Raw genomic sequence first — 25,702 nt, forward strand, 5'->3', positions numbered from 1 at the left:
CCACCCGCCCCGCGGCGGGCGCGTGCCGCTTCCACCCGGGCGAACGCTCAGTTCCAGGATTGGGCCAGGATTGGGACACAGTGCCGGTTCCTTCCGCCGTTTCAGCCGGACAGCCATAAAGCCTTGGCGCTTTTGACACTTTGCTTATAGGCTGCGAACGCAACACGAGCAGACAAATGTGTCAGGAGCCACAGAATATGGCGCAGCCAGACCGCAAGACCCGGCCGCAGTTCTCCCAGCCGGTGCGGCAGATCATCATGATGCTGATCGCACTGGGGCTATCGGGGTTCGGCGCCTTTGTCGCCCTGCCGCGGGTGCTGCCGGTGTTTCAGGCAAACCCCTGGCTCAATGGCTTTATCGTTCTGGTCTTCGTGATCGGTGTGCTGGCCTGTTTCTGGCAGGTGGTGCAGCTGATTGGCTCGGTGCGCTGGATCGAACGCTTTGCTGCGGGCGATACCCAGGACCACCGCCGCCCGCCCTCGATACTGGCCCCCTTGGCCTCGCTCCTGGGCTCGCGGTCTGCGCGGATGCAGCTGGGCTCCGCCTCCACCCGCTCCATACTGGACTCGGTTGCCAGCCGCATCGACGAAGACCGGGAGATCACCCGCTACATCGTCAACCTGCTGATCTTCCTGGGCCTTCTCGGCACCTTCTACGGCCTTGCCACCACCGTTCCCGCCGTTGTCGACACCATCCGCAGCCTGGCCCCGCAGGAGGGCGAAGAAGGACTGTCGGTCTTCAACCGCCTGATGACCGGGCTTGAGGCGCAGCTGGGTGGCATGGGTGTCGCCTTCGCCTCCTCGCTCCTCGGCCTGGCCGGTTCCCTGATTGTCGGTCTGCTCGAACTCTTCGCAGGCCACGGCCAGAACCGGTTCTACCGCGAGCTGGAGGAATGGCTCTCCTCGATCACCCGGGTCAGCTTCTCCTCGGGCGAGGACGGCGCCAGCGACAGCGGTGTGGTCTCCCAGGTGCTCGACACCATGGCAGAGCAGATGGAGGCGCTGCAGGTCATGTTCGTTGAAACCGCCGAGGGCCGCGCGGCGGTGGATCAGCGGCTTTCTGACTTGGTTGAAACCATCGAGGAAATGAACCGCCGCCAGGATCAGACCGGCACCATTACTGCGGCGCTGGACCGGGTTGCGGTGGGGCAGGAGGCGCTGACCGAAATCCTGCGCAGCCAAAGCGAACAGGGTGGCATTGACGCCGAAAGCCGGATGCGGCTGCGCTCGATCGACGTGCAGATGCTGCGCATCCTCGAGGAAATCTCAGCCGGGCGTCAGGAAAGCCTGACAGAGCTGCGCAAGGACATCGAACTGCTGATCAAGGCCTTTGCCCGGCCGCGCGGCCTGTCGCGCGGCGGCCTGCCGGGCCGGGACGCGGGGGAATAAACCATGGCCCTTTCCCGGCGCACAGGACAGCGGTTCCAGGCCTCGATCTGGCCGGGGTTCGTCGATGCGATGACCGGGCTGCTGCTGGTTCTGATGTTTGTGCTGACCATATTCATGGTGGTGCAATTCGTGCTGCGCGAAACCATCACCGGCCAGGAAAGCCAGCTGGATGAACTGTCCGCCGAAGTCAGCGCGCTGGCCTCTGCCCTAGGGCTGGAAGAACGTGAAAACAGCCGTCTGAACGCCCGGCTGGGGGCGCTGACCTCGACCCTCAACACGGCCGAACAGGACTTGGCACAGGCCCGCAGCCTGATCACCTCGCTCACCGCGGAACGCGACCGCCAGGCTGGGGAACTGGCCGAGGCCGCCAGCCGCCTAACCAGTTTCGAAGCCCAAGTGGCGGCCCTGATCGCCAGCCGCGACGCTGCCCAGGCACGGGTTGCGGACCTGAGCGCAGAGCGCGAAACTCTGGAGGCGGCCCGCGCCGCTCTTCTGAGCGAGCAGGACGCCTTGAACCTCGCTTTGGCTCAGGCCCGCGGCGAGATCGACGCCCAGGCAGAGGCCGCTCGCCTGGCCGCAGCGGAGCGCGCGGCGATGGAAGCGCTGATCGCCAGCCTTGAGACGGAACAGGCCGAAAAGACCGAGGAAATCGCCGGCCTTCAGGAACAGCTGAGCGCCGAGGAAGCGGCCCGCCTGGTCGAGGCCGCCGCAGCCGAAGCGCTGCGGGAGAAACTGCAATCCGCGGATGCGGAGCTTACTGCCATGACCCTGGCGCTGGAGGCGCAGCGGCAGCAGGCAGAGGACACGCTGACCCTGCTGGCAGCGGCGGAGGCCGCAAAGAAACAACTGGACGCGCAGCTCTCGGAACTGGAGGCCGCCCGTGCAGGCTCCGATGCCGAAGCCGGCCTGCTGGCGGCCGAACTGGCAGAGGCCAGGGCCGCCCTGGCGGCTGCACAAACCCAGGCCGGTGAGCAGGCTGGTGAGCTAGACGTGCTGCGCCAGCGCCTGCTGGCGGCCTTGGCCGCACAGGAAACGGCAGAGGCGAGCGCCTCCGAACGGCTGACCCAGGCGGAGGAACGCGCCGCCTTGCTGGCCCAGGCCCGGGATGCGCTGTCGCAGGAACAGGCGGTGTCAGAAGAGGCCCGCCGCGAAACCGCGCTGCTCAACCAGCAGGTGGCGGCCCTGCGCGAACAGCTGGGCGGCTTGCAGGCCATTCTGGATGACTTCCAGGCGCGTGATGCCGCACAGCAGGTGCAATTGCAGAACTTGGGCCAGGATTTGAACGCAGCCCTGGCCCGGGCGGCCTCCGAAGAACGCAAGCGGCGGCTCTTGGAAGAGCAGGAGCGCAAACGGCTTGAGGCCGAGGCTGCGCGGCTGGAAGCCGAAGCAGGCCGCCTTGCGGATGAGGCGCAGGATCTGGCGCGCTACCGGTCCGAATTCTTTGGCCGCTTGCGCGATCTCCTGGGCACGCAAGAGGGGGTGCGGATTCAGGGCGACCGTTTTGTCTTTGCCTCTGAGGTGCTGTTCGACCCGGGCAGCGCCACCCTGTCACCGGCAGGCCGGGTGGAGATTGCCAAGGTTGTATCGATCCTGCAAAGCGTGGTGGCGGCGATCCCGCCGGAGATCAGCTGGATCATCCGGGTGGATGGGCACACTGATAATTCGCCGCTGCTGGGTCATCCGAAATTTGCCGACAACTGGGAACTCAGCCAGGGCCGGGCGCTGTCGGTGGTGCGCTACATGGTGGAGGCGCTGGGGGTACCGCCTTCGCGCCTGGCAGCCAACGGGTTCGGGGAATACCAGCCGGTCAATCCCGCGGACACCCCGGAGGCCCGCGCCCAGAACCGCCGGATCGAGCTGAAGTTCACCGAGAAATAAGCCGCTGCCCTGCTGCGGCCTGGCTCCGTCCGGTCTGTCCGTTCTGTCCGTTCTGCCCGGTCCCGCCCGTCGTCTGCCTGGCACCTGACGGCGGCGGCTTGCGGGGTGCAACCCGCTTCACTAATGGAGACAAGCTACTAGTTACACACGGGTTGCGGCCCCACCGGGCAGCAGGGCCCTTCTTAAACTATTGCGAAGGCGGGAATTATCAAATTTGAAGGCGGTCCTGCAGGGGCCTTGCAGCTCCGGCAATCTCCCGCCCGGCGCCAGGCCAGCCCGGGGGCTGTCCGCGCCCGTTGGGCCGCGCAGCCGCCGCGGCTTGCGCCCCGGCGGCTGCGGGCGACAGGTCTAATCGGCGGCGTTTGCCGCGGGGGCCGGGACAGTCATGGCAGCAGTGAAACGGTCCACTTCCTGCCCGCCGCGCAGCAGCCGGGCGGTGCCGGTATAGGTGCCGGCCGGCCAGTGCCCGCCGCGCAGGCGGCGCCCCGCCGCGCGGTAGAACTGCGCCTGGGTTTTCTCCAGGGTTTCGCTGTGGGAGATGAGCTCTCCTCCCGGGCCGGTCACCGTCAGCGCAATTCCGTCGCCCGTCCGGCCGCCAAAGGCATAGGCCCAGAACACAAAGGCAGGCGCATCGGGCGCCAGCGGCGCCGCATCCGCGCGGCCCGCCTTGATGGCCTCATAGTCCGGCAGGGCAGGGCTGAAGCCCGCACCCAGGAAGCCGCCCGGCTGATAGGCCGGCGGCTCCGCCCAAAGCGTCGTGCCGCCGCCGGACCCGCAGGCATTCAAAGCCTCCGGCGCAAACGGGTCCACGACCGCGCCCTCCTTGCGCACCGAAAGGTGCAGATGCGGGAATTGGGTCTTGCCGGACAGGCCGGCCTCGCCCAGCACATCGCCGGCCTTGACCCTGGCGCCGGGTTCCACCCTGACAGAGCCCCTTTTCATATGGCAATACTGGGTTTCCCAGCCGCCGCCGTGGCGCAGCACCACGCCATTGCCGCATTCTTTGCCCTCAATCGCGGCGGCATTTGCCTCCGTGGCATATTGGTCGGCCATGCTGTTGCGGGTGCCCAGTACAACCCCGTCCGCGGCCGCGCGGACAGCAACACCCGCCTCCATGTCCGACAGGTAGGGCAGGGCAAAATCCGTGCCCTTGTGGCCTTCATAACTCAAACTGCCGCAGGTGAAATCCGCCGCTCCAGGGCCGGGGTCATGATCCACGAACTGCTGGATGTGGCAATCCTCGCCCAGGGTGCAGTCAAGCGGCAGCTGCAAACGAAAATCGCCCGCCGCGGCAGGCGCGGTGAGCGATAGGGAAATCAAGGCGATGGCGCGGCGCATCAATCCGCGGTCAGAAGCGGCGGCTTGTCGCCGGAGATCCGCGGCTTGCCCGGGCCTTCCAGGCGCAGATCCAGCTTGCCGTCCTTGATGCCGACCTGCACCACGCCGCCCTTGGTCAGCTTGCCGAACAACAGCTCCTCGGCCAGCGGCTTTTTGATGTGCTCCTGAATGACACGGCCCAAGGGGCGCGCACCCATGCGGTCGTCGTAGCCCTTGTCGGCCAGCCATTCAGCCGCCTTGCGGGTCAGTTCGATCGAGACGTTGCGGTCCATCAGCTGCGCTTCCAGTTGCAGCACGAATTTCTCGACCACCTGCAAGATCACCTCTTTGCCCAGCGGCGCGAAGGAGATCACTGCATCCAGGCGGTTGCGGAATTCCGGCGTGAAGGTGCGCTCAATCGCGGCGGTGTCCTCGCCCTCGCGGCGGTCGCGGCCAAAGCCGATGGCGGCCTTTGCCATATCCGAGGCTCCGGCGTTGGAGGTCATGATCAGGATCACGTTGCGGAAATTCACCGTGCGGCCGTTGTGGTCGGTCAGTTGGCCGTTATCCATCACCTGCAGCAGGATGTTGTAGACATCCGGATGCGCCTTCTCGATCTCGTCGAGCAGCAGCACACAATGCGGATGCTGATCAACGCCATCTGTCAAAAGGCCGCCCTGGTCAAAGCCGACATAGCCCGGAGGCGCGCCGATCAGGCGGGAGACCGCGTGTTTCTCCATGTATTCCGACATGTCAAAGCGCAGCAGTTCGACGCCCAGCTGGTCGGCCAGCTGTTTCGCAACCTCGGTCTTGCCGACGCCGGTCGGACCTGCAAACAGGTAGTTGCCGATGGGTTTTTCCGGCTCGCGCAGTCCCGCGCGGGCCAGTTTGATGGCGCTGGACAGTGCAGTGATCGCATCATCCTGGCCAAAGACCACGCGCTTCAGCGACTTCTCCAGATCCTTCAGAACCTCGGCGTCGTCCTTCGACACGTTCTTGGGCGGGATGCGGGCGATCTTGGCCACCACAGCCTCGATCTCCTTGACGCCAATGGTCTTGCGGCGCTTGCTCTCGATGATCAGATGCTGTGCAGCACCAGCCTCATCAATGACGTCGATCGCCTTGTCCGGCAGCTTGCGGTCGTTGATGTAGCGCGCCGACAGCTCCACCGCGGTCTTGATCGCATCGCCAGTGAACTTGATGCCGTGATGCTCCTCGAAATAGGGTTTCAGCCCTTTCAGGATCTCGATGGAGTCTTCTACCGTCGGCTCATTCACGTCGATTTTCTGGAACCGGCGGGAGAGCGCCCGGTCCTTTTCGAAATGCTGGCGGAACTCCTTATAGGTGGTGGAGCCCATGGTGCGCAGCTTGCCGCCCTGCAGGGCAGGTTTCAGCAGGTTGGACGCATCCATCGCGCCGCCAGAGGTTGCACCGGCGCCGATCACAGTGTGGATTTCGTCGATGAACAGCACCGCATCCGGGTGATCTTCCAGTTCAGTCACCACCGCCTTCAGCCGTTCCTCGAAATCGCCGCGGTAGCGGGTGCCGGCCAGCAGCGCGCCCATATCCAGGGAGTAAATCGTGGTTTCCGACAGGATCTCCGGGGTCTCGCCAGAGACGATGCGGCGCGCCAGGCCCTCGGCGATGGCGGTCTTGCCGACACCGGGGTCGCCGACCAGCAGCGGGTTGTTCTTGCGGCGGCGGCACAGCACCTGGATGCAGCGCTCCACCTCGTGGTCGCGTCCGATCAGCGGGTCGATATCGCCATCGCGGGATTTGGCGTTCAGGTCAACGCAGTATTTCGCCAGCGCCAACTCTTTCTTCTCGCCCTCGGGCGCAGCGGTCAGATTGTCCTCTTCCTGCTCCGTCGCGCCGCTCACCGGGCGGGATTCGCCGTAGGCCGGGTCCTTGGCCACGCCATGGGCGATGAAATTCACCGCGTCATAGCGGGTCATCTCCTGATCCTGCAGGAAATAGGCGGCGTCGCTCTCGCGTTCGGCAAAGATGGCGACCAGCACATTCGCCCCCGTTACCTCAGTCCGCCCCGAACTCTGCACGTGGATCGCGGCACGCTGAATGACGCGCTGGAAGGCGGCAGTCGGCACCGCCTCCGATCCGTCGATATCGGTCACAAGGTTGGCAAGATCCTCATCCACGAACTCCACCAGCGAGGATCGCAACTCACTTAGGTCGACGCTGCAGGCGCGCATCACGCGGGCCGCGTCGGGCTCGTCGATCAGGGCCAGAAGCAGATGTTCCAGTGTTGCGAATTCATGACGGCGTTCATTCGCCAGCGCCAGCGCTGCGTGAATGGCCTGTTCCAGGGTGCTCGAGAATGAAGGCACGGGCGTGCTCCTCTGATCTTGGGTTGGCCGGTGGGGCGGTATTAACCAACCCCTCAGTTCAACCATGTGCTTATAAGGTTAGAGTTTGGTTGATAGAGCGCCGGCTTCAAGGTCTTTTCTTCATTTTGGGGTCACAATTATTTTCTCCCTGTTGCGCCCCGATACACTTGATTGGCTCAGAAATTGTCCTTGCGGCTGCGGATTTCGGCAAAAACGTCTGAATCTTCAGCGTCTTGCATGCCCAGATGGGCTCTCACCGCACTGTCACCAGCGCGCAGGAACGGGTTGGTGTCAAGTTCCAGCTGCAGCAAGGACGGCACCGTCGGCACCCCGTCCGCCCGGTCCTTTGCGATATCGCTTACCCGCGCCTGCAACGCCGGGTTGCCGGGGTCCACGGCGACTGCAAAGGCACCGTTAGCCTGGGTGTATTCATGTCCTGAATAAACCATAGTTTGCGGCGGCAGCGCGGCAAGGCGCGACAGGCTGGCCCACATCTGCTGCGGGGAGCCCTCAAACAGCCGCCCGCACCCCAGCGCCATCAGGCTGTCGGCGGTGAAAACCGCCGCGGCGCCGGGCATGTAAAAGGCGATATGGCCCACCGTATGGCCGGATACATCCATCACCTGCACCTCTTCGCCCATCAGGGTGAAGCTGCCGCCGTCCTGCACCGCCATATCCAGCGGCGGAAGCCGGTGCGCGTCCGCCTCAGCACCGATCACCTTGGCGCCATAGGCCTCGCGCAGCTCTGCCACCCCGTCCACGTGGTCCCAATGGTGATGGGTCAGCAGGATCCAGTCCAATCCCCAGCCGCGCTCCGACAAGGCGGCTTTGATGGCGCCGGCCTCGGGCGCATCCACCAGCGCGGTCTCGCCCGACGCCGGATTATGGATCAAAAAGGCATAGTTATCCGACAGGCAGGGCAGGGTGATGATCTCAAGAGGCATGGTCATTCGCCTTTACATTGCTAAACTGCGCCCAGATTGGCCGAAGCAGCAGGCGCCCGCAATGCATCTTGATGTTCAGGATCTGAGGAATTTCTACTACCGCAGCACGCTGGGGCGTGCAGCGCAGGCCTCGATCCGCGGCCGCCTGCTGGAATTATGGCCGGAGGCAGAGGGGCAAACTGTGGCAGGCTTCGGTTTTGCTGCGCCCTTGCTGCGCCCCTACTTGCCGCAGGCGCGCCGGGTGATGGCCTTGATGCCGGGGCCGCAGGGGGTGATGCAATGGCCTGCAGGCATGCCCAATGTTTCGGTCCTGTGCGAGGAGACCAGCTGGCCCATGGACACCGGCCGCATCGACCGGCTGGTGGTGATGCACGGGCTGGAGACCTCGGAACAGCCCTCCAAGCTGCTGGAAGAGTGCTGGCGGACGCTGGGGCCGGGGGGCAGGGCGATTTTCGTCGTCCCGAACCGGGCGGGGTTCTGGGCGCGCTCGGACCGGACCCCTTTCGGCTTTGGCCGCCCCTATACCTTGCGTCAGCTGGAGGCACAGCTGCGCGCGCACCAATTTGCCATCGAACAGCACACCGCCGCGCTCTACCGGCTGCCCAGCCACAAGCGGTTTTGGCTGAAATCCGGCGCCATGCTGGAAAAGATGGGCCGCAAACTGCCCGCGATGCTGGCCGGCGGGGTGTTCATGGTCGAGGTCAGCAAGCAGACCTACCCGCAAAAGGGCCATATGATCCGCAGCAAGACCCCCAGCCGCATCCGGGTGCTGGAAGGCCTGTCCAATCCGATGCCGGAACCGGCCTGATCCCGGCACCGCCAAGCGCCGCGCTTCCGCAGGGCAGCTTGCTGCTGTCCGGAGCTGTTCTCAGGCCGTATTTGCTCAGGCCGTATTGATTGTGATCTGAGAAGCAAACTCCAGATTGCTGCTCAGCACGGGCGGATTGGTGACATTGTCGTATTCATAGGCTTCGCCGCCGTCGTGCGTATTTTCAACCCAGCCGTTTTGCCCCAGGTTGAGTTCTGCGATTGGAACCATTCCCCGGTCCTCCCAGGAGGTTTCGTAGTTTTCCACCAGATCCTCTTCCGAGTACTCGACGCCCTCCGGAACATAGATCAGCGCCAGCCCGTGATCTTCACCGCCAGAGCAGCAGGCATCAGCCGGGTAATAGGAGGTCACATAATAGACCGGCAGAATGGTTCCCCCGGTGCCTTCCGGAAACTCCAGATCCAGCTCGTCCTCTTCATCCATTCGGAAGCTGCCGCGCACGGTGCCGCGTTCAAACACTTCCTCCGGCTGCCCGGGCGTATAGATCAGCCGAACGGTATCGGCAGTTTCCCCGTTGTTCCCGGCGTCTTCGTCCGTGGTGTCGATGTTCTGGCCAAGCCCCGTGACCACTGTGTCCGCACCGCCCTGGCCAAGCCAGATGCGGAACTCGCTGGTGGTGTCCGGATCTATGTAGACCGTCTCGTCTTCACCGGTTCCTTCAAATACTTTGGCACCGTAAAGTTCGTCGAGCGTTTCAGGGTCGATCTGCTCCGGTTCGCCATCCTCGGTGACGACTGTCAGACCGTCCTCTTCGACTGGCGGCGTGCGGCCTTCCTCTGAGGGTTCGGCGCTTTGATCTTCATCATCGCTGTCGATAACGGCTGCCGCAATGGCAACACCAGCAGTTGCGATCAGAATGGCTGCAAGCATGAAGAGGTCCCGGTTGAAAGTGCTCTCAAAACAAACGCATTAATTGCAAGGGCCAGCTGTTATGTCCAGTGCCCTTGCCTTTTGGACGCGGCTGCGGTGGCGGCCGCCGCCGTGGATGGAAGCCGGGGCCGGTGCCGCTTCATTTCGATTCCCTGAATGTCGCCAAAGCCGCAACAGCTGCCCGAAATGGTGGATTTCCCCCCATATGTGACGATTTTTGCCGCAAATGCCGCTTTCCGGAATTGCCAAATCCTGCAGTTCAGCCGCACTTTTTTAATAATATACTGTGGTCAAAGGGCCGCACTTCCCGCAAGCTATTGAAAACATGGGAAACTTGCTTTCCCGTGTTACCGTTATAGAGAGTTGATAGGTCGCATCCGCTCTGCTAGACCCACGCTGATTTCAACGCCCCGCTGCCAATGGGGGATGACTCACGCCCCCGGACGCCTCCTGATGCCAGGTACGCCAACCGGGGCCAAAAACATATCGGAAGGGTGGACGTGTCCGAACCAGCTTCGATTTCTGCAGGCATTGCTGCGCGCTATGCCACGGCGGTGTTCGACATCGCGGAAGAAAACAAGGCGCTCGACAGCCTTGAATCCAGCATCAATGACCTGGCAGCCGCGCTGGCTGGCAGCGACGACCTCAACGGCCTGATCAACTCGCCGCTCGTGTCGCGCGAAGAGCAGGGCGCCGCCATCACCGCGGTGGCAGACAAGATGGGCCTCGATCCCGTCCTGCGCAATACCCTGGCTCTGATGGCCGACAAGCGCCGCCTGTTTGTGGTGCCTGCGCTGATCGAGGCGCTGCGCGCCCGCCTGGCCGATGCCCGCGGCGAAGTGACCGCCGAAGTGGTCTCTGCCAAGGCGCTGACCAAGACCCAAAGCGAAAAGCTGGCCAAAACCCTGGCCGAGCGCGTGGGCAAGAAAGTTACCATCAATGCTTCCGTCGATGCCTCCATCATCGGCGGTCTTGTCGTTAAAGTGGGCTCGAAGATGATCGACAGCTCGATCCGCTCCAAGCTCAACTCCCTACAGAATGCAATGAAAGAGGTCGGATAAATGGGTATCCAAGCAGCAGAGATTTCTGCGATCCTTAAAGACCAGATCAAGAATTTTGGTCAAGAAGCCGAAGTGGCAGAAATCGGCCGCGTGCTGTCCGTCGGTGACGGTATTGCCCGCGTCTACGGCCTCGACAACGTTCAGGCCGGTGAAATGGTCGAATTCCCGGGCGGCATCATGGGCATGGCGCTGAACCTCGAGGCCGACAACGTCGGTATCGTGATCTTCGGCTCTGACCGTGACATTAAAGAAGGCGACACCGTCAAGCGCACCAACTCCATCGTGGACGTGCCCACCGGCAACGGCCTGCTGGGCCGCGTTGTTGACGGCCTGGGCAACCCGCTGGACGGCAAGGGCCCGATCGAAGACGTCACCCGCGGCGTTGCTGACGTGAAGGCACCGGGCATCATCCCGCGTAAATCGGTTCACGAGCCGATGGCAACCGGCCTCAAGTCGGTTGACGCGATGATCCCGATCGGCCGCGGCCAGCGCGAGCTGATCATTGGCGACCGTCAGACCGGCAAGACCGCCGTTGCTCTGGACGCGATGCTGAACCAGAAGTCCTACAACGACGCCGCCGGCGACGACGAGAGCAAGAAGCTGTACTGCGTTTACGTCGCGGTTGGCCAGAAGCGCTCCACCGTGGCCCAGCTGGTGAAGAAACTGGAAGAGTCCGGCGCGATGGAATACTCCATCGTCGTGGCCGCAACCGCGTCCGACCCGGCACCGCTGCAGTTCCTGGCACCCTACGCCGCAACGGCAATGGCGGAATTCTTCCGCGACAACGGCCGCCACGCGCTGATCATCTATGATGACCTGTCCAAACAGGCGGTTGCTTACCGTCAGATGTCGCTGCTGCTGCGCCGTCCGCCGGGACGTGAAGCCTACCCGGGCGACGTTTTCTACCTGCACTCCCGCCTGCTGGAGCGTTCGGCCAAGCTGAACGAGGACTTCGGTGCCGGCTCGCTGACCGCGCTGCCGATCATCGAAACCCAGGGCGGCGACGTGTCCGCGTTTATTCCGACCAACGTGATCTCGATCACCGACGGCCAGATCTTCCTGGAAACCGAACTGTTCTACCAGGGCATCCGCCCCGCCGTGAACACCGGTCTGTCGGTTTCGCGCGTTGGCTCCTCGGCCCAGACCAAGGCGATGTCCTCGGTTGCCGGCCCGGTTAAACTGTCGCTGGCCCAGTACCGCGAAATGGCTGCCTTCGCGCAGTTCGGCTCCGATCTGGACGCCGCCACCCAGCAGCTGCTGGCCCGTGGCGCCCGTCTGACCGAGCTGATGAAGCAAGCCCAGTACTCGCCGCTGACCAACGCTGAAATCGTCTGCGTCATCTTCGCCGGCACCAACGGTTACCTCGACAAAGTCGACGTCAAGGACGTTGGCCGCTACGAGGCCGGCCTGCTGAGCCACCTGCGCGGCAAACATGCCGACCTGCTTGCCGACATCACCAACAACGACCGTAAGGTGAAGGACGAGCTGGCTGACAAGGTAAAGGCTGCGCTGGACGAGTTCGCCGCTAGCTTCGCTTAAGGGGGGACGAGGCAATGCCGAGTTTTAAGGACCTTAAAACCAGGATCGAGTTGGTCAAATCGACCCGCAAGATCACTAAAGCCATGCAGATGGTGGCCGCGGCGAAACTTCGCCGCGCCCAGGAAGCTGCTGAGGACTCCCGTCCCTACACCAAGCGGTTCAATGCCGTGATGGCAGGGCTGGCGGCCTCGGTCGGCGGCAGCGAGTCAGCGCCCAAGCTGCTTCGCGGCACCGGCAGCGACCAGAACCAGCTGCTTGTCGTGATGACCGCCGAACGCGGTCTGTGCGGCGGCTTCAACTCGAACATTGCCAAGCTCGCCCGCCAAAAGGCGGCTGAGCTGAAGGCCGCGGGCAAGACAGTCAAAATTCTGACTGTCGGCAAGAAGGGCCGCGACGCCCTGAAGCGCGACCTTGGCGATGACTTCATCGGCCATGTGGACCTGAGCGAGGTCAAACGGGTTGGCTATGCCAACGCGCAGGACATCGCCAAGGGGATCCTCACCCGCTTTGACGCAGGTGAATTCGACGTTGCCACGATCTTCTACGCGGAGTTCGTCAACGTCGTGACCCAGATCCCCACTGCACAGCAGATCATTCCGGCGTCCTTCGAGGCATCGGAAGGCGAAGGCACTGGCGCCGTCTATGACTACGAGCCCGGCGAAGAGCAGATCCTGGCGGACCTGCTGCCGCGCGGCGTGGCGACCCAGATCTTTTCCGCCCTGCTGGAAAACGGTGCATCCGAACAGGGTGCGCGGATGAGCGCGATGGACAACGCAACCCGCAACGCGGGCGACATGATCGACAAGCTGACCATCCAGTTCAACCGCTCGCGCCAGGCCGTGATCACCAATGAGCTGATTGAAATCATTTCGGGCGCTGAGGCGCTCTAAGAGACAACCGGAGACCAACAAATGGCACAAGCAAAAGGCAAGGTGACTCAGATCATCGGCGCCGTTGTGGACGTCCAGTTTGACGACCACCTGCCCGCAATTCTGAACGCACTGAACACCGAGAACGACGGCAAGACCCTGGTTCTCGAAGTGGCTCAGCACCTCGGCGAAAACACCGTCCGCACCATCGCAATGGACGCAACCGAGGGCCTGGTCCGCGGTCAGGAAGTGACCGACACCGGCGCCCCGATCTCGATCCCGGTCGGCAATGCCACCCTGGGCCGCATCCTGAACGTCGTGGGCGAGCCTGTGGACGAAAAGGGCCCGGTCAACGCATCCGAGACCCGCGCCATCCACCAGCCTGCACCCGAGTTCAACGAACAGTCGACCGAGTCGGAAGTTCTGGTGACCGGCATCAAGGTGATCGACCTGCTGGCGCCTTACTCCAAAGGCGGCAAGATCGGCCTGTTCGGCGGCGCCGGCGTGGGCAAGACCGTTCTCATCATGGAACTGATCAACAACATCGCCAAGGTGCACTCGGGCTACTCCGTGTTCGCCGGTGTTGGCGAACGGACCCGTGAAGGCAACGACCTGTACTGGGAAATGATCGAATCCAACGTGATCAAGCCGGACAACCTGGAAGAATCCCAGGTTGCCCTGGTATACGGTCAGATGAACGAACCTCCGGGAGCCCGTGCCCGTGTTGCACTGACCGGCCTGACCCTGGCCGAACAGTTCCGCGACCAGTCCGGCACCGACGTTCTGTTCTTCGTGGACAACATTTTCCGCTTCACCCAGGCCGGTTCCGAAGTGTCGGCTCTGCTCGGCCGTATTCCTTCGGCTGTGGGCTACCAGCCGACCCTGGCAACCGACATGGGCGCCATGCAGGAACGCATCACCTCGACCAAGAACGGCTCGATCACCTCGATCCAGGCCGTCTACGTTCCCGCGGACGACCTTACCGACCCGGCACCGGCAACCACCTTTGCCCACCTGGACGCGACCACCGTTCTTAACCGTGCGATCTCCGAGCTCGGCATCTACCCCGCTGTGGACCCGCTGGACTCCTCCTCGCGCCTGATGGACCCGCAGATCGTTGGCGAAGAGCACTACGCAGTGGCTTCCGACGTTCAGCAGATCCTCCAGCGCTACAAGTCGCTGCAGGACATCATCGCGATCCTCGGCATGGACGAACTGTCGGAAGAGGACAAGCTGACCGTTGCGCGTGCGCGTAAGATCCAGCGTTTCCTGTCCCAGCCGTTCGACGTTGCGAAGGTCTTCACCGGCTCCGACGGTGTCCAGGTTTCCCTGGAAGACACCATCTCGTCGTTCAAGGCGGTTGTGGCCGGCGAATACGACCACCTGCCCGAAGGCGCCTTCTACATGGTTGGCGGCATCGACGAAGTGCTGGCCAAAGCCGAAAAGATGGCTGCGGAAGCCGCCTAAGCACGGATTTTCCCCTGCGCCGTTCGGCGGGGCAGGGGAACCCTGAAAGGAGGCCCCAATGGCACAAACGATGCAATTCGACCTCGTCAGCCCCGAGCGGAGCCTGGCTTCGCTGCAGGCCAGCGCGGTTCAGATCCCCGGAGCCGAGGGTGACATGACGGCGATGCCTCAGCACGCGCCGACCATCACCACCCTGCGCCCCGGCGTGCTGAAGGTCGAAAGCCCGGAAGGTAACTCGGAGTATCTGGTGACCGGCGGTTTTGCCGAAATCGCAGGCGACAGCCTGTCGGTTCTGGCCGAACGCGCGATCCCGATGGCCGAGATGACCCGCGATCAGATGAACACGCTGATCGAGGAAGCCCGCGAGATGTACAAGACCGCAAAAGAGGAAGACCAGCCCCACGGGTTGGTTGAGGACGCAGCCAAGCTGCTCGCCGACATGGAAGCCCTTGGCACCCATATGTCCCTCTGATCCAGCCGCGGATTGGACGATTTTGAAACCGGCTCCCGATGGGGGCCGGTTTTCTTTTGGGGAAGGCGGGAAGCGTGTTCCTGGCCGGACTTATGCCAAAACTCCGGCTGCAAGCCCTGCGGCGTCACGTTCGGGTGATCGGTTTTTCGGGCAGAGCGAAATTAACCCTATTCTCACCAAATTTTCCGAAATTGCCCTGCATGACGTGTTTCCAACCTGCAGGAGCCCCCGTGACCGATTGGACTTCCGGCTATGTCGCCGGCATCGACTACACCTATGACTTCCACAGCCAGCTGACGCCCGCCCTGCTGCAGTTCGGCGCGATGAGCCAGGGGCACAGGCACGGGCTGGACACTGGCAGGCTCCGCTATTGCGAGCTGGGCTGCGGCCAGGGGTTCTCGGCCAATCTGCTGGCCGCGGCCAACCCGCATATCGACTTCCACGCGATGGATTTCAGCCCTTCGCATATCGCGGGCGCCCGTGAACTGGCAGCGGAGGCGGAGCTTGCCAACATGCAGTTCCACGAACGCAGCTTTGCGGATTTTGCCGAAACGCCGGATCTGCCTGAAACCTTCGACATCATCGCGCTGCACGGGGTCTACAGCTGGGTTTCCGCAGAAAACCGCCAGCATATCCTGCGCTTCATTTCCGAACGGCTGCGGCCGGGCGGGCTGGTCTATGTCAGCTGCAACGCGCAGCCGGGCTGGGCCACGGCAATGCCGCTGCGCCGCCTGCTGGCCGGCCGGGCGGAACAGGGCGGCGGCCCGCTGACAGAGCGGATCAGCGATGCCATGGCCTTTGCCAAGGACCTGGCCGGGGCCGGTGCCGGCTTCTTTGCCAAGAATCCCTCTGCCGCCGCCCGGCTGGAGCATATGGGAGCCATGCCCGCCAACTACCTGGCGCATGAGTATTTCAATAAGGACTGGACCCCCTTCTATTTCGAGGACCTGGCGGCAGAGCTGGCGCAGGCCAAGCTGAACTTTGCGGGCTCCGTGCACCCGCTGGACAACCTGGATTGCATCCGCTTCACGCCGCAGCAGCAGGCGCTCCTGGACAGCGAACCCGACCCGGACCGCCGTGAAGGCCTGCGCGATGTGCTGCTGAATGAGCAGTTCCGCACCGACATCTTTGTCAAGGGCCGCCTGGCCCACACGCCGCGCGGTGAAATCGGCGCCTGGTTTGCCACGCCGCTGGCCCTGACGCGCCCCTATGGCGGCGGCGCGCTGAAATTCCACCACCGCGGCCAGGAGATCCCGCTGGAGCAGGATCAATACGCCCCCGTGCTGCAGGCCCTGGCAGAGGGGCCCGCGACCGTGCGTGCGCTGCTGGACCAGGGGGTGTTCGGCGCCATGGACTGGGGCAGCATCGCCCGGATGCTGCGAATCCTGGCAGGCACCGGCTGCATCGCCCCTTGCCCGCCGCAGGAGGGGCTAGCAGACCGCGCCGCCGCCTGCCGCGCCTTCAACCTGGCCGTCTGCAAACGGGCAGAGGACAGCGACACCCTGCGCTTCCTGGCCTCGCCCGTCACCGGCGGCGGGGTAGAGCTGGACCGGTTGGAGCAGCTGTTCCTGCTGGCCCGCAGCGAGGGGCTGGAAACCCCGGCAGACTGGGCCGATCTGGCCTGGCGCATCCTGGCACCGCAGGGCCAGCGGCTGCAGCACGAGGGGCGCGTGCTGGAAACCGATGCGGAAAACATTGCCCTGCTGCGCGCCCGCGCGGGCAATTTCGCGGCCCGCCGGCTGCCGCTGTGCATCAGCCTGGGCCTGACCCTGGAAGAGCCGGCCCAGCAGCAGAAGGCACAGGAAGCGGCGGCCTGACGGCCAGCTTTTAAGGGGGCGGAAATCATGCGTGCTCCGCCCCTCATTAGGATTTTGAAAAGCAGTGGCGCGTAAACAGGTAGGCGCACGAGACAATCACGACAGGAACTGAAACGTGTCTTTCGAAGACCGCACGCTGACCGCGCCTTCCCGGGGCAAGGAAGCCCCCTTTGCCTTGGACGAAGTCTTCTTTTCCCGCACTGACAGCCGCGGCGTGATCCTGGCCGGCAATGCCGTGTTCAGCCGGGTCGCCAAATACCCGCTGCAGGAATTATTGGGCGCGCCGCACAAGATCATCCGCCACCCGGACATGCCCCGCGCCGTGTTCCAGCTCTTTTGGGATACGATCAAGGCCGGCGGCACTGTCGGCGCCTATGTCAAAAACCGCGCCAGCGACGGCAGCTTCTATTGGGTTTTTGCCGTCGTCACTCCCTGCGAAGGCGGCTACCTCTCGGCGCGCATCAAACCCGCCAGCCCGCTGCTCAAGACGGTGGAGCAGGAATACAGCCGCCTGCGCCAGGCAGAGCAAGCAGAGGGGCTATGCCCGCAGGACGGCGCCGCATTGCTGCTGGCCCGCCTGCAGGAGCTTGGCTTTGCCACCTACAGCGATTTTGCCGGCCATGCCCTGGCAGAGGAGCTGCTGGCCCGCGACGCAGGCCTGCGCCGCCCGGCCGATGCCCGGCTGGCTGAACGCCGCGCCATGCACGCCACGGCCGGCCAGCTGGTGGAGGAGACAGAGGCGCTGGTGCAGGAGTTTGAATCCATGCGCACCATTCCCCATAATCTGCGGGTCATTGCCTCGCGGATCGAACCGGCGGGCGGGCCAGTGACGGTGCTGTCCCAGAACTACAGCGCCATGTCGCGGGAAATGTCCGGCTGGTTCGAGGCGCATGTCTGGGGCAAGAACAGCAATTTCCGCGCCATCAAGGGGACGGTAACGGCGGCCATCTTCGTCGAAGGCCTGGCCCGGATCCTGACCGAATGCGGCCACCAGCTGGAACAGGAAGACGCCGCCGCAGGTGTCGACATCCAGCGCGAGCAGGCGATCCTGCGGCAGCTGACCGATGATCAGAACGGCAAGGCCCGCGCCAGCCTGCAGGATGTCCGGTTCGAGGCCGACCGTATCCAGAAGGCCTGCCTGACCCTGCACCGGCATTTCATGGCGCTGACCACCACCCGGGTGCTGTGCAAGATCGAATGCGCCCGGTTGGGCCATGTCGGGGAGGCGCTGAACTCGATCATTGATGAGCTGGGCCTGTTCCAGGACCGGATCTCCGCGCGGCTGGAAAAGATCACCGAACTCAGCACCGCCCTCGCCAGCGAAGAGGCCTGACCCTAGGGTCAGGCCTCCTTTATCCTGCACCGCTGGTTTGTCTGATTTTGTTCCTGACCAGGCACAGTTCCGCGGAAATAGTGGTTCTATTTCAAGGAACTGTAACGCAGTTCAGGGGCAAAATCAGGCAAATCCTGCGGACGCGTGAACCGCTGCACAGCAGCGGCTTTGACCGCTTGGAATTGACACCGCCAGTCCCGGCGCGCTCAAAACCACTGCTTTCTTGCCGTTCGCGCACCAGCAGTGCAGGAAAAAGGGGGGCTGACCCTAACCCGTCTTCTCCGCCCAGCTCTTGCGGAAGGAGGCGGGCGACTGCCCGTAGCGTTTCTTGAAGCGGATCGACAGCTGGGTTGCGCTGCTGAACCCGGTGGCGGCGGAAATCTCTGCCACCGTCATATTGGTCTCATTCAACAGCGCCAGCGCCCGGCCCACGCGCAGGTCGATATAGAACTGCACCGGCGAGGTGCCGACATAGCGCTGGAACAGCCGCTCCAGCTGGCGCCGCGAAATCTGCGCCTGCTCTGCCACCATGCCAATCTCCACCGGCTCCTCGATGGTGTCATGCATGAACTGCATGGCGTTGATCAGATGCTGGTTGCGGCTGCTGAGAGCAACCGAATAGGCCGACTTCTGCAGCGCCTCGCGGTTGTTGGAGCGGAAGTGGATGCACATGTCCGACACGATCACCGCCAGATCCTTGCCGTGATCGGTCTCGATCATCTCCAGCATCATGTCAGTGGCCGCATTGCCGCCGCCGCAGGTCATCAGCCCCCTGTCGATCTCATAGAGGTTTGCGCTTGGCTCCAGCCCCGGGAAATACTCGGAGAACGACGGCTGGTTCTCCCAATGCAGGGTAAAGCGCTGATCCTGCAGGATACCTGCCTGCGCCAGGGCAAAGGCGCCGGTGCAGATGCCGCCGAACTGGCTGCCATGGGCATTCTGCCGCCGGATCCAGGCCAGCGTCCGGGGGCCGGTGCTGTCCGACGGCTCAATGCCGGAACAGACAAAGGCAAAGCTGCCGCGCGGCAGGTCCTCCAGGTCCAGATCGGTATTGATCCCGATCCCGTTGGAGCAGGGTACCGGCGCGCCGTCCTCGCTCATCAGGAACCAGCGGTACAGCTCCTTGCCGGTCACCTGATTGGCGATCCTTAGGGGTTCCACCGCGGCGCTGAAGGCCAGCATGGTCAGCTTCGGCAGAAGCAGGAAATAAATGTCTTTGGGCGGCCCGTCGTATTCAACCCGGAAACTGGCCGCACCCTTCGGGACAAAGCTGCGCGGATGCATATTGGTAACCTAACAGAAATCACATCGGAATGCGCGCCGGAGGGGAGGCTCCGGCGCGCGAGGGGGATCAGGCGCGCAGTTCGGCCACCGGCTCCCCGCTGTCTTCCCAGGCCGCGATCTCATCCTCGCTGGCCTTGGGCGAGAACAGCCCGGTCATCGCATAGAAGATGCCGATCAGCGGCGACAGCCAGCAGGCAAAGGCCAGCGGGATGTACAACAGGTTCTCAAAGTTGCCGTCGGCAATCCCCAGCGCCAGCGCCGAGATTACGAATGCACCGCCTGCGTTCCAGGGGATCAGCGGCGATACCAGCGTGCCGCCTTCCTCAATGGCGCGCGACAGGTTCAGCGGCGAATACTTCATGCCGCGGTAAACCGGCGCATACATCCGGCCCGGCAGGGCAATCGACAGATACGGATCGCCTGCCACGGTGTTGGTCGCCACCGAGGTCAGGATCGCCGAAGTCTGGATGCCGGCAAAGCTCTTCACCCGAGCGATGATCACCTCGATGATCGCCTGCAGGCAGCCGGTCCGCTCCAGCGCGCCGCCGAACCCCAGCGCCAGCAGCACCAGCGAGATGGTCCACATCATCGACTGGATACCGCCGCGGTTCAGCAGCGGATCAATTTCCGCGACACCGGTGTCGATGGAATAGCCGCTATTGGCGAAGGTGAAGGTCTCATGCAGGCCCGCACCCTGGCACGCCATCGCCATGATGCCGCCGACAACCGCACCGGCAAACAGCGACGGGATCGGCGGCTGCTTCTTCACCGCCAGCACAATGACCAGCAGTGCCGGCAGCAGCATCAGCGGCGAAATCCAGAACGCCTTGTCCAGCGCCGCGGTGATCGCGTCGATCCGCTCAAAAGAGACTTGCGAGGTGTCGATCAGGGTGAAGCCCACCACCAGATAGATCACCAGCGCAATCAGCATCGACGGCACGGTGGTTGGCAGCATGTTGCGGATGTGGTCGAACAGGTTGGTGCCGGTTACCGCCGGGGCCAGGTTGGTGGTGTCCGACAAGGGTGAGATCTTGTCGCCAAAGAAGGCACCTGAAACCACCGCGCCTGCGGTCCAGTACATCGGAATGCCAAAGCCCGCGCCGATCCCCATCAGCGCCAGACCGACGGTGCCCACGGTGCCCCAGGAGGTGCCCAGCGACACCGACACGATAGAGCAGAGCACCATGCCGGCAGCCAGGAACAGCTCCGGCGACAGGATCTTCAGCCCGTAATAGATCAGCGTCGGCACGGTGCCGCTGGCAATCCAGATGCCGACGATCATGCCAACTGTGATCAGGATCGACACCGACGGCAGCGAGATATTGATGACGTGGAACACGCCTTCCTCGATGTTGTCCCACTTGTGGCCCAGTTTCAGGCCGACCAGCGCGGTGATGGCAATGCCGATGGCCAGCGGGATATGCGGGGTGAAATCCCCGAAATAGAACAGCTGAACCCCCAGAACGGCCAGCGTCAGCACGATGGGCAGCAGCGCCATCCCCAGGCCGGGTTTGACTGTGTTCGGATCAGATGGTGACATGGGCTTCTCCTCCCTTGGGTCTGATCGCCTGTCTCAGGCGGATGCAGCCAAAGACCAGAGAACAGCGCCCGGGACTCGATGCCAGCGCGCCGGAAAACTCAGCATTTGCGACAGATGGGGGAGGTTGGGTCGGATTCGGGAAAAGTTTCCGATCGGGGAAGGCTGCGGGCGCTCGCGGCCGGACCCAACGGCGCCGCCGGGCAACGGCGGCGCAGCCCTGGGGCAGCGGGGCAGGGGTGTCAGGCGGCAGAGGCCTCCGGGCCGGCCGTCTCATGCTCCCAGTCCCCGGCCATGGGGGCTGCGGCTGCAGCGGCAGTCGCCGCGCCGGCCACCCGGAAGGTCTGCACCAGATCGGCCAGCACCTGGGTATCCTGCCGCATGGTCACGGTTGCAGCGGTGGTCTGTTCCACCATCGCAGCGTTTTGCTGGGTGACGCTGTCCATATGCGACACGCCGGTGTTGATCTCGGAAAGCCCCGTGAACTGCTCCTGCGCCGAGGAGGCAACACCGGACGAAAGCTCGGTCACCCGTTTCACATCGCCGACAATCCGGTCCAGCACCTCGCCGGCCTTGCTCACCAGTTCGACACCTGCCTCCACATGGCCTGTGCTGACGTTGATCAGATCCTTGATCTCCTTGGCCGAAACCGCCGCCCGTTGCGCCAGCGCCCGCACTTCGGACGCAACCACCGCAAAGCCGCGGCCCGCTTCGCCGGCCCGCGCCGCCTCCACCCCGGCATTCAGCGCCAGCAGGTTGGTCTGAAAGGCAATGTCATCAATCACGCTGATGATCTGCGAAATCTGGGCGGAAGAGGCCGAGATTTCATTCATCTTCTCCACCGCATCCGACGCAACCGCCATGCCTTCTTCTGCGTTCCCCTGCGCCTCCAATGCCAGGGTGCTGGTCTCTGCGGTCGCGTCCGAGGATTGCTTCATGCTGGCGGTGATCTCCTCCACCGCGGCGGCGGTCTCCTCCAGCGTCGCGGCCTGGGTCTCGGTCCGGCTGGACAGATCTTCGGCAGCATCCGAAATCTCCCCGGCAGAGCTGCTGAGATTGGCCGCCGAGTCCTGAATGGTGCCGATCACGCTGCCCATGCTGCCCATCAGGGTGTTGAAGGACTTCCGCACCTCATTATAGCGGGCCGGAAAATCGCTTTCCTCCGGGCTGGGGATCGGCTGGGTCAGGTCGCGGGCAGACATCCGCTGAATGCCCTCGGTCATATAGCGGAAGGCGGTCTCCTGCTCTTCGCGCTGGGCTGCGAAATAGGCCTCGATCACCTGATAGGTATCCATCGCAAAGGCGCGGTTCAGCGCCCCCAAGAGCCGCACCATCCGTTTGCGCCCCATCGGCGTATAGGCGGCACCGAACTGCTGCGACAGCACCTCCTGAATATAGGAGGTCGCCCGGGCATAGCCCGCCAGATACAGGTCGAACGGCAGCTGGATGCGGAAATGCACCCGGCCGATGGTATCCGCGGATTTGAAATATTCGTCGGAGAATTCGCCGCTCAGCAGCAGCTGCCAATGCCGCTTCTGCGCACCGCGCGCATGATCCAGCGTGTCCTGGCTGCGAAAGAACCCGGACGCCTCTTCATCCGATTTGGCAAAGGCATAGAAATAGTCCAGCACCTGGTCCAGTTTCGGCCCGACCAAAGCGCCGGCACGCTCCAGGTCTTTTTTCTGGTCTCCATCCAGGGCGAATTTCGAAATCGTCTGTGTAGTACCATGCGCACTCATGCTGCAAATCTCCAAACGGGGCCTCCAAAAGGGTCAATCCGTGCATTGTCGGGTGATCAGCCGTTAACAATCCGTTGCAGAGCTGTTTTGACTTGACTTTCTAACTTTTATTCAGGCTAAAGATTCTCATTCCGGGAATCATTTCCACTTCAAAACCCTCTAGGGCTGCGCGTCTCGGCCTCAGGTTGTTGGGGTGGTCCCGGCGGCGGCCGGCGGCGCCGGGCGATTCGCCCCGCTCCGGAACCAGGGCCGCAGTGATGCAGATCTTCAATACCGCAGCCGCAGAATGGCTCCGTCCTACCCGTCCGGGCTGGCGTCTTTGGCTGCGATCGGCCAACGTCCGCCCAGGCGGCAAGCTTGAGGCTAGGGATGAAACGACTGCGCAACCCCCGTACCGGCGTTGACCAGGGGGATATTGAGGTGTTCTCGGATTTCGAGGACGGCGGGGTGATGTGGACCGGCGCAGGCCCGCGCGAGCGGCGCCGCGCGGTGGCCTTCCGCGAAACCTTTGCCAGCCCGCCCGCGGTGCAGGTTTCGGTGTCGCTCTGGGATATGGATACCTCTGCCGCCATCCGGGCAGAGCTGGTGGCGGAAAATGTCACCTGCCAGGGCTTCGACATCGTCTTCCGCACCTGGGCCGACAGCCGCGCCGCCCGCCTGCGCGCCGCCTGGATGGCCATCGGAGCGCTGCCCCACGCTGATGATTGGGATGTGGACTAGGGACCTTTCTACGCTCAGGTCAGCTTCGACAGAACGCTCAGGATTTCCTTGCCGCCGTCGGTCAGGTCGCGGGCATCGCGCAGCGATTTGGCGCTGCCGGCCGCAACCGTGCCCAGGGCCTGCACCATCGCCTTGTGATCCTCGGCCATCCGCGCCAGCGCGGCCCGCATGGCGGCGCTGTCCGGCCAGTCCTTGACCAGCGCCTGCACCTTGGCGGCATTGGCGTCCAGCTGCTTCTGCAGCCCGCCCGCCTCCTTGCCGCCGCTGTCCTCGACCTGCTTCAGCGCCCGCTTCAGGCTGCGCTGCTCCGCGGTCAGCTGCGCTACCGCCATCTCCGAGGACTTCCGGTGCGCTTCCATCGCCTTGATCCGCTTTGCCACGCCCTTCAGCGCATCGGCCACCGCCGCCAGATCGCGCTTGGCCGCCCCCAGCTCGGTGTCATAGGCATTCAGCGCCTTTGCCAGGTCCTCCTTCATCTTCATGCTGGCACTGGCGCCCTTCAGCGCGGCTGAGGCCACCCCCGCCACATTGCCTGTGACCGCCGACGCCACCGCCGAGGCAATCGCCAGCACCGGCACCACCGTCACCCGGCCCACCGTCTTGATCTTCTGCTTCTGCAGGCTCTTCAGCTCCGGCTCGCGGGCCTTCTTGACGATCTCCACCAGCACCTGATCCGCCATCTTGGGCGCCACCCGCTGGCTCCAGTTCTCCCACAGCGCCTTGATGTTCTTTTCCTCGTCCTGCAGGAACTTCGAGGCCTTGGCGCTGTCCATCCCGTCATTTTCGATCACTGCCCCCAGCGCCGCGATATCGCCGTTCAGCTGCTTCAGAAAATTGGCCGAGCGCGCCTTGACCAGCGCATTGAAGGCCTTGTCCATCCCGTCCCTCAGCGCCTTTGCCGCGGGTTTCGACGGGGCAACCCCCAGATCCATCTCGATCTTGCAGGCCATTTCGACCGGCTTCAGGAACTTGTGCCCCTTGGGCGCCTCTGACATTTCGCAGGTAAGTGTCTTGCGGGAAATCGAAACCGTGAACATGGAAAAATCCTTCCTGGGTCTTAACAGAAAACTGGCAGCACGGTGTTCAGACTAGCCGGGCAGGGCGGTGAAACCAGTCCTGATTTCCCCCATCAGCGCAGCAGTCAGGTCGCGGCCCGCGCCTTGCCGGTCCGGATGCCCGCCCGGCTGCCCGTCCGCGGGGCGATCCGCAGCAGCTTCTGGAACTTGGGGCACTCCAGATGGCTGGGCGCCGGGCAGTCCGCCACATGGCGCAGGGCGTCGCGCAGAACGGACAGCTCCCGGATCTGCTCCTCCAGCCCATCGGCGCGCGCATGCAGCTGTCCGCGCGGCAGATCGGGGCGGCCATCCTTGCCGAACATGCCGGCAATCTCCTGCAGCGAAAACCCGGCCGCCTTGCCCAGCGTGATCAGCGCCAGCTGCAGCAGGACCTCCGGCCCGAACTGCCGCCTGAGCCCCTTGCGCCCGATCGAGGTGATTAGCCCCAGATCCTCGTAATAGCGCAGGGCAGAGGCTGCGACGCCCGACTGCTCCGCCACCTCTGCGATATCCAGTGCCTTCATTCCACACCTCAAGCCAGCTTCAAGGCGCAAGGCTGACATGCCGCGGCCGTGCAGGCAAGGCGGCCCTTGCATTCAGGCTTGACTTAAAGCGGACTTAAAGTTGTAGGCCATTCTCAGGCGTGAAGCCCCAATCAGAAGAAGACGGAGGGTTGGCATGGAAAGTGCTTTCTTTATCAATGCGTTACTCATAGGTGCGGGTGCAACGGCGGTGATGGACCTTGGGACGCTGGTCCAGAAACACCTGCTGTCGCTGCAGACGCTTGATTATGCGATGGCGGGGAGGTGGCTGGGCCATGCTGCCCGGGGGCGTCTGATCCATCGCCCGATCACGGCCAGCCCGCCGGTCCGCGGCGAGCGGCTGATCGGCTGGGGGGCGCACTACCTGACCGGCATGCTGTTTGCAGCCGTTTTTCTGGCGGCAACAGGGGAGGCCTGGCTCGAGGAGCCCAGCCTGATGCCGGCCCTGGCATTTGGTGTTCTGACACTGGCGGCGCCGTTCCTGATCCTGCAGCCGGGCATGGGTGCAGGCCTGGCGGCGCGGCGGACGCCGGCCCCGAACCAGGCCCGGCTGAAAAGCCTGGCAACACATCTGACGTTCGGGGCCGGGCTGTGGCTGTCGGCACAATGGCTTGCTGCAGCGCCTGCGGGCTAAGCGCCGGCACGGGGGAGGGCGGCAGCAAAAAGCCCCGCAAACTGCGGGGCTTTCTCAGATTT

At 63.7% G+C, this 25,702-nt stretch carries 21 protein-coding genes and 1 pseudogene; 12 read left to right on the plus strand and 10 right to left on the minus strand.

The window, feature by feature from the left end; genetic code table 11:
- Positions 1-197: 197 nt before the first annotated feature.
- Both ACXAEK_RS10810 and ACXAEK_RS10815 read left to right on the plus strand, forming a co-directional pair.
- Positions 198-1,388 (plus strand): biopolymer transporter ExbB, encoded by a 1,191-nt coding sequence (locus ACXAEK_RS10810; RefSeq protein ID WP_475041842.1) that lies wholly within the window; start codon positions 198-200, stop codon positions 1,386-1,388.
- A gap of 3 nt (positions 1,389-1,391) precedes the next feature.
- Positions 1,392-3,266 carry a peptidoglycan -binding protein gene (locus ACXAEK_RS10815; RefSeq protein ID WP_475041843.1) on the plus strand — a complete coding sequence of 625 codons (1,875 nt, stop codon included), beginning with the start codon at positions 1,392-1,394 and terminating at the stop codon, positions 3,264-3,266.
- A 348-nt stretch (positions 3,267-3,614) separates the two neighbouring features.
- On the opposite strand, the gene ACXAEK_RS10820 is transcribed toward ACXAEK_RS10815, so the two are convergent.
- The 3 genes from ACXAEK_RS10820 to gloB all read right to left on the minus strand — a co-directional run bounded on the left by ACXAEK_RS10820 (position 3,615) and on the right by gloB (position 7,878).
- A complete protein-coding gene (locus ACXAEK_RS10820; protein WP_475041844.1) occupies positions 3,615-4,604 on the minus strand; it encodes a M23 family metallopeptidase in 990 nt (329 codons plus the stop codon).
- Positions 4,604-6,928: an ATP-dependent Clp protease ATP-binding subunit ClpA gene (clpA, locus tag ACXAEK_RS10825; RefSeq protein ID WP_475041846.1), complete on the minus strand. Its 2,325-nt coding sequence runs from the start codon at positions 6,926-6,928 to the stop codon at positions 4,604-4,606. The genes ACXAEK_RS10820 and clpA overlap by 1 nt, the downstream gene beginning before the upstream one ends.
- Positions 6,929-7,104: 176 nt before the next feature.
- A complete protein-coding gene (gene gloB, locus ACXAEK_RS10830) occupies positions 7,105-7,878 on the minus strand; it encodes a hydroxyacylglutathione hydrolase (RefSeq protein ID WP_475041848.1) in 774 nt (257 codons plus the stop codon).
- 55 nt (positions 7,879-7,933) lie between these two features.
- Here gloB and ACXAEK_RS10835 point away from each other — a divergent pair, with 55 nt between their 5' ends.
- Positions 7,934-8,680 carry a class I SAM-dependent methyltransferase gene (locus ACXAEK_RS10835; protein ID WP_475041849.1) on the plus strand — a complete coding sequence of 249 codons (747 nt, stop codon included), beginning with the start codon at positions 7,934-7,936 and terminating at the stop codon, positions 8,678-8,680.
- 75 nt (positions 8,681-8,755) lie between these two features.
- Here ACXAEK_RS10835 and ACXAEK_RS10840 read toward each other — a convergent pair whose 3' ends face one another.
- Positions 8,756-9,571 carry a hypothetical protein gene (locus tag ACXAEK_RS10840; RefSeq protein WP_475041850.1) on the minus strand — a complete coding sequence of 272 codons (816 nt, stop codon included), beginning with the start codon at positions 9,569-9,571 and terminating at the stop codon, positions 8,756-8,758.
- Positions 9,572-10,071: 500 nt separating this feature from the next.
- Between ACXAEK_RS10840 and ACXAEK_RS10845 the strand changes: the two genes are divergently transcribed.
- The 7 genes from ACXAEK_RS10845 to ACXAEK_RS10875 all read left to right on the plus strand — a co-directional run bounded on the left by ACXAEK_RS10845 (position 10,072) and on the right by ACXAEK_RS10875 (position 18,129).
- A complete protein-coding gene (locus ACXAEK_RS10845) occupies positions 10,072-10,632 on the plus strand; it encodes a F0F1 ATP synthase subunit delta (RefSeq protein ID WP_475041851.1) in 561 nt (186 codons plus the stop codon).
- Complete coding sequence (atpA, locus tag ACXAEK_RS10850; RefSeq protein ID WP_475041853.1) at positions 10,633-12,171, plus strand: F0F1 ATP synthase subunit alpha; 1,539 nt, start codon at positions 10,633-10,635, stop codon at positions 12,169-12,171.
- Positions 12,172-12,185: 14 nt separating this feature from the next.
- Complete coding sequence (locus ACXAEK_RS10855) at positions 12,186-13,061, plus strand: F0F1 ATP synthase subunit gamma (RefSeq protein ID WP_475041854.1); 876 nt, start codon at positions 12,186-12,188, stop codon at positions 13,059-13,061.
- A 21-nt stretch (positions 13,062-13,082) separates the two neighbouring features.
- Positions 13,083-14,507 (plus strand): F0F1 ATP synthase subunit beta, encoded by a 1,425-nt coding sequence (atpD, locus tag ACXAEK_RS10860; protein ID WP_475041856.1) that lies wholly within the window; start codon positions 13,083-13,085, stop codon positions 14,505-14,507.
- 58 nt (positions 14,508-14,565) lie between these two features.
- A complete protein-coding gene (locus ACXAEK_RS10865) occupies positions 14,566-14,979 on the plus strand; it encodes a F0F1 ATP synthase subunit epsilon (protein ID WP_475041858.1) in 414 nt (137 codons plus the stop codon).
- Between the two features lie 230 nt (positions 14,980-15,209).
- Positions 15,210-16,796 carry a methyltransferase regulatory domain-containing protein gene (locus tag ACXAEK_RS10870; protein ID WP_475041860.1) on the plus strand — a complete coding sequence of 529 codons (1,587 nt, stop codon included), beginning with the start codon at positions 15,210-15,212 and terminating at the stop codon, positions 16,794-16,796.
- A gap of 115 nt (positions 16,797-16,911) precedes the next feature.
- Complete coding sequence (locus ACXAEK_RS10875) at positions 16,912-18,129, plus strand: PAS domain-containing protein (protein WP_475041862.1); 1,218 nt, start codon at positions 16,912-16,914, stop codon at positions 18,127-18,129.
- A 267-nt stretch (positions 18,130-18,396) separates the two neighbouring features.
- Here ACXAEK_RS10875 and ACXAEK_RS10880 read toward each other — a convergent pair whose 3' ends face one another.
- The 4 genes and pseudogenes from ACXAEK_RS10880 to ACXAEK_RS10895 form a co-directional block, all read right to left on the minus strand.
- Positions 18,397-19,413 (minus strand): GlxA family transcriptional regulator, encoded by a 1,017-nt coding sequence (locus tag ACXAEK_RS10880; RefSeq protein WP_475041863.1) that lies wholly within the window; start codon positions 19,411-19,413, stop codon positions 18,397-18,399.
- A gap of 67 nt (positions 19,414-19,480) precedes the next feature.
- Positions 19,481-20,953 carry a Na+/H+ antiporter NhaC gene (nhaC, locus tag ACXAEK_RS10885; protein ID WP_475041865.1) on the minus strand — a complete coding sequence of 491 codons (1,473 nt, stop codon included), beginning with the start codon at positions 20,951-20,953 and terminating at the stop codon, positions 19,481-19,483.
- A gap of 239 nt (positions 20,954-21,192) precedes the next feature.
- Entirely contained in the window at positions 21,193-22,173 is a 981-nt protein-coding gene (locus ACXAEK_RS10890) for a methyl-accepting chemotaxis protein (protein ID WP_475045247.1), read from the minus strand.
- Between the two features lie 39 nt (positions 22,174-22,212).
- Positions 22,213-22,689: pseudogene (locus tag ACXAEK_RS10895) on the minus strand (protoglobin domain-containing protein); the annotation flags it as partial.
- Positions 22,690-23,058: 369 nt separating this feature from the next.
- On the opposite strand from ACXAEK_RS10895, the gene ACXAEK_RS10900 reads away from it, so the two are divergent.
- Positions 23,059-23,409, plus strand: coding sequence for an H-type lectin domain-containing protein (locus ACXAEK_RS10900; protein WP_475041867.1), 351 nt, complete (start codon positions 23,059-23,061; stop codon positions 23,407-23,409).
- A 14-nt stretch (positions 23,410-23,423) separates the two neighbouring features.
- On the opposite strand, the gene ACXAEK_RS10905 is transcribed toward ACXAEK_RS10900, so the two are convergent.
- Complete coding sequence (locus ACXAEK_RS10905; protein ID WP_475041869.1) at positions 23,424-24,446, minus strand: hypothetical protein; 1,023 nt, start codon at positions 24,444-24,446, stop codon at positions 23,424-23,426.
- A gap of 104 nt (positions 24,447-24,550) precedes the next feature.
- Positions 24,551-24,988 (minus strand): helix-turn-helix domain-containing protein, encoded by a 438-nt coding sequence (locus ACXAEK_RS10910; RefSeq protein WP_475041871.1) that lies wholly within the window; start codon positions 24,986-24,988, stop codon positions 24,551-24,553.
- A 154-nt stretch (positions 24,989-25,142) separates the two neighbouring features.
- Here ACXAEK_RS10910 and ACXAEK_RS10915 point away from each other — a divergent pair, with 154 nt between their 5' ends.
- The gene (locus ACXAEK_RS10915; protein WP_475041872.1) at positions 25,143-25,640 is read left to right on the plus strand and encodes a DUF2938 domain-containing protein; all 498 of its coding nucleotides are present in this window, start codon (positions 25,143-25,145) and stop codon (positions 25,638-25,640) included.
- Positions 25,641-25,702: the final 62 nt, after the last annotated feature.

It is taken from the genome of Leisingera sp. ABM4_101 (assembly GCF_056158725.1).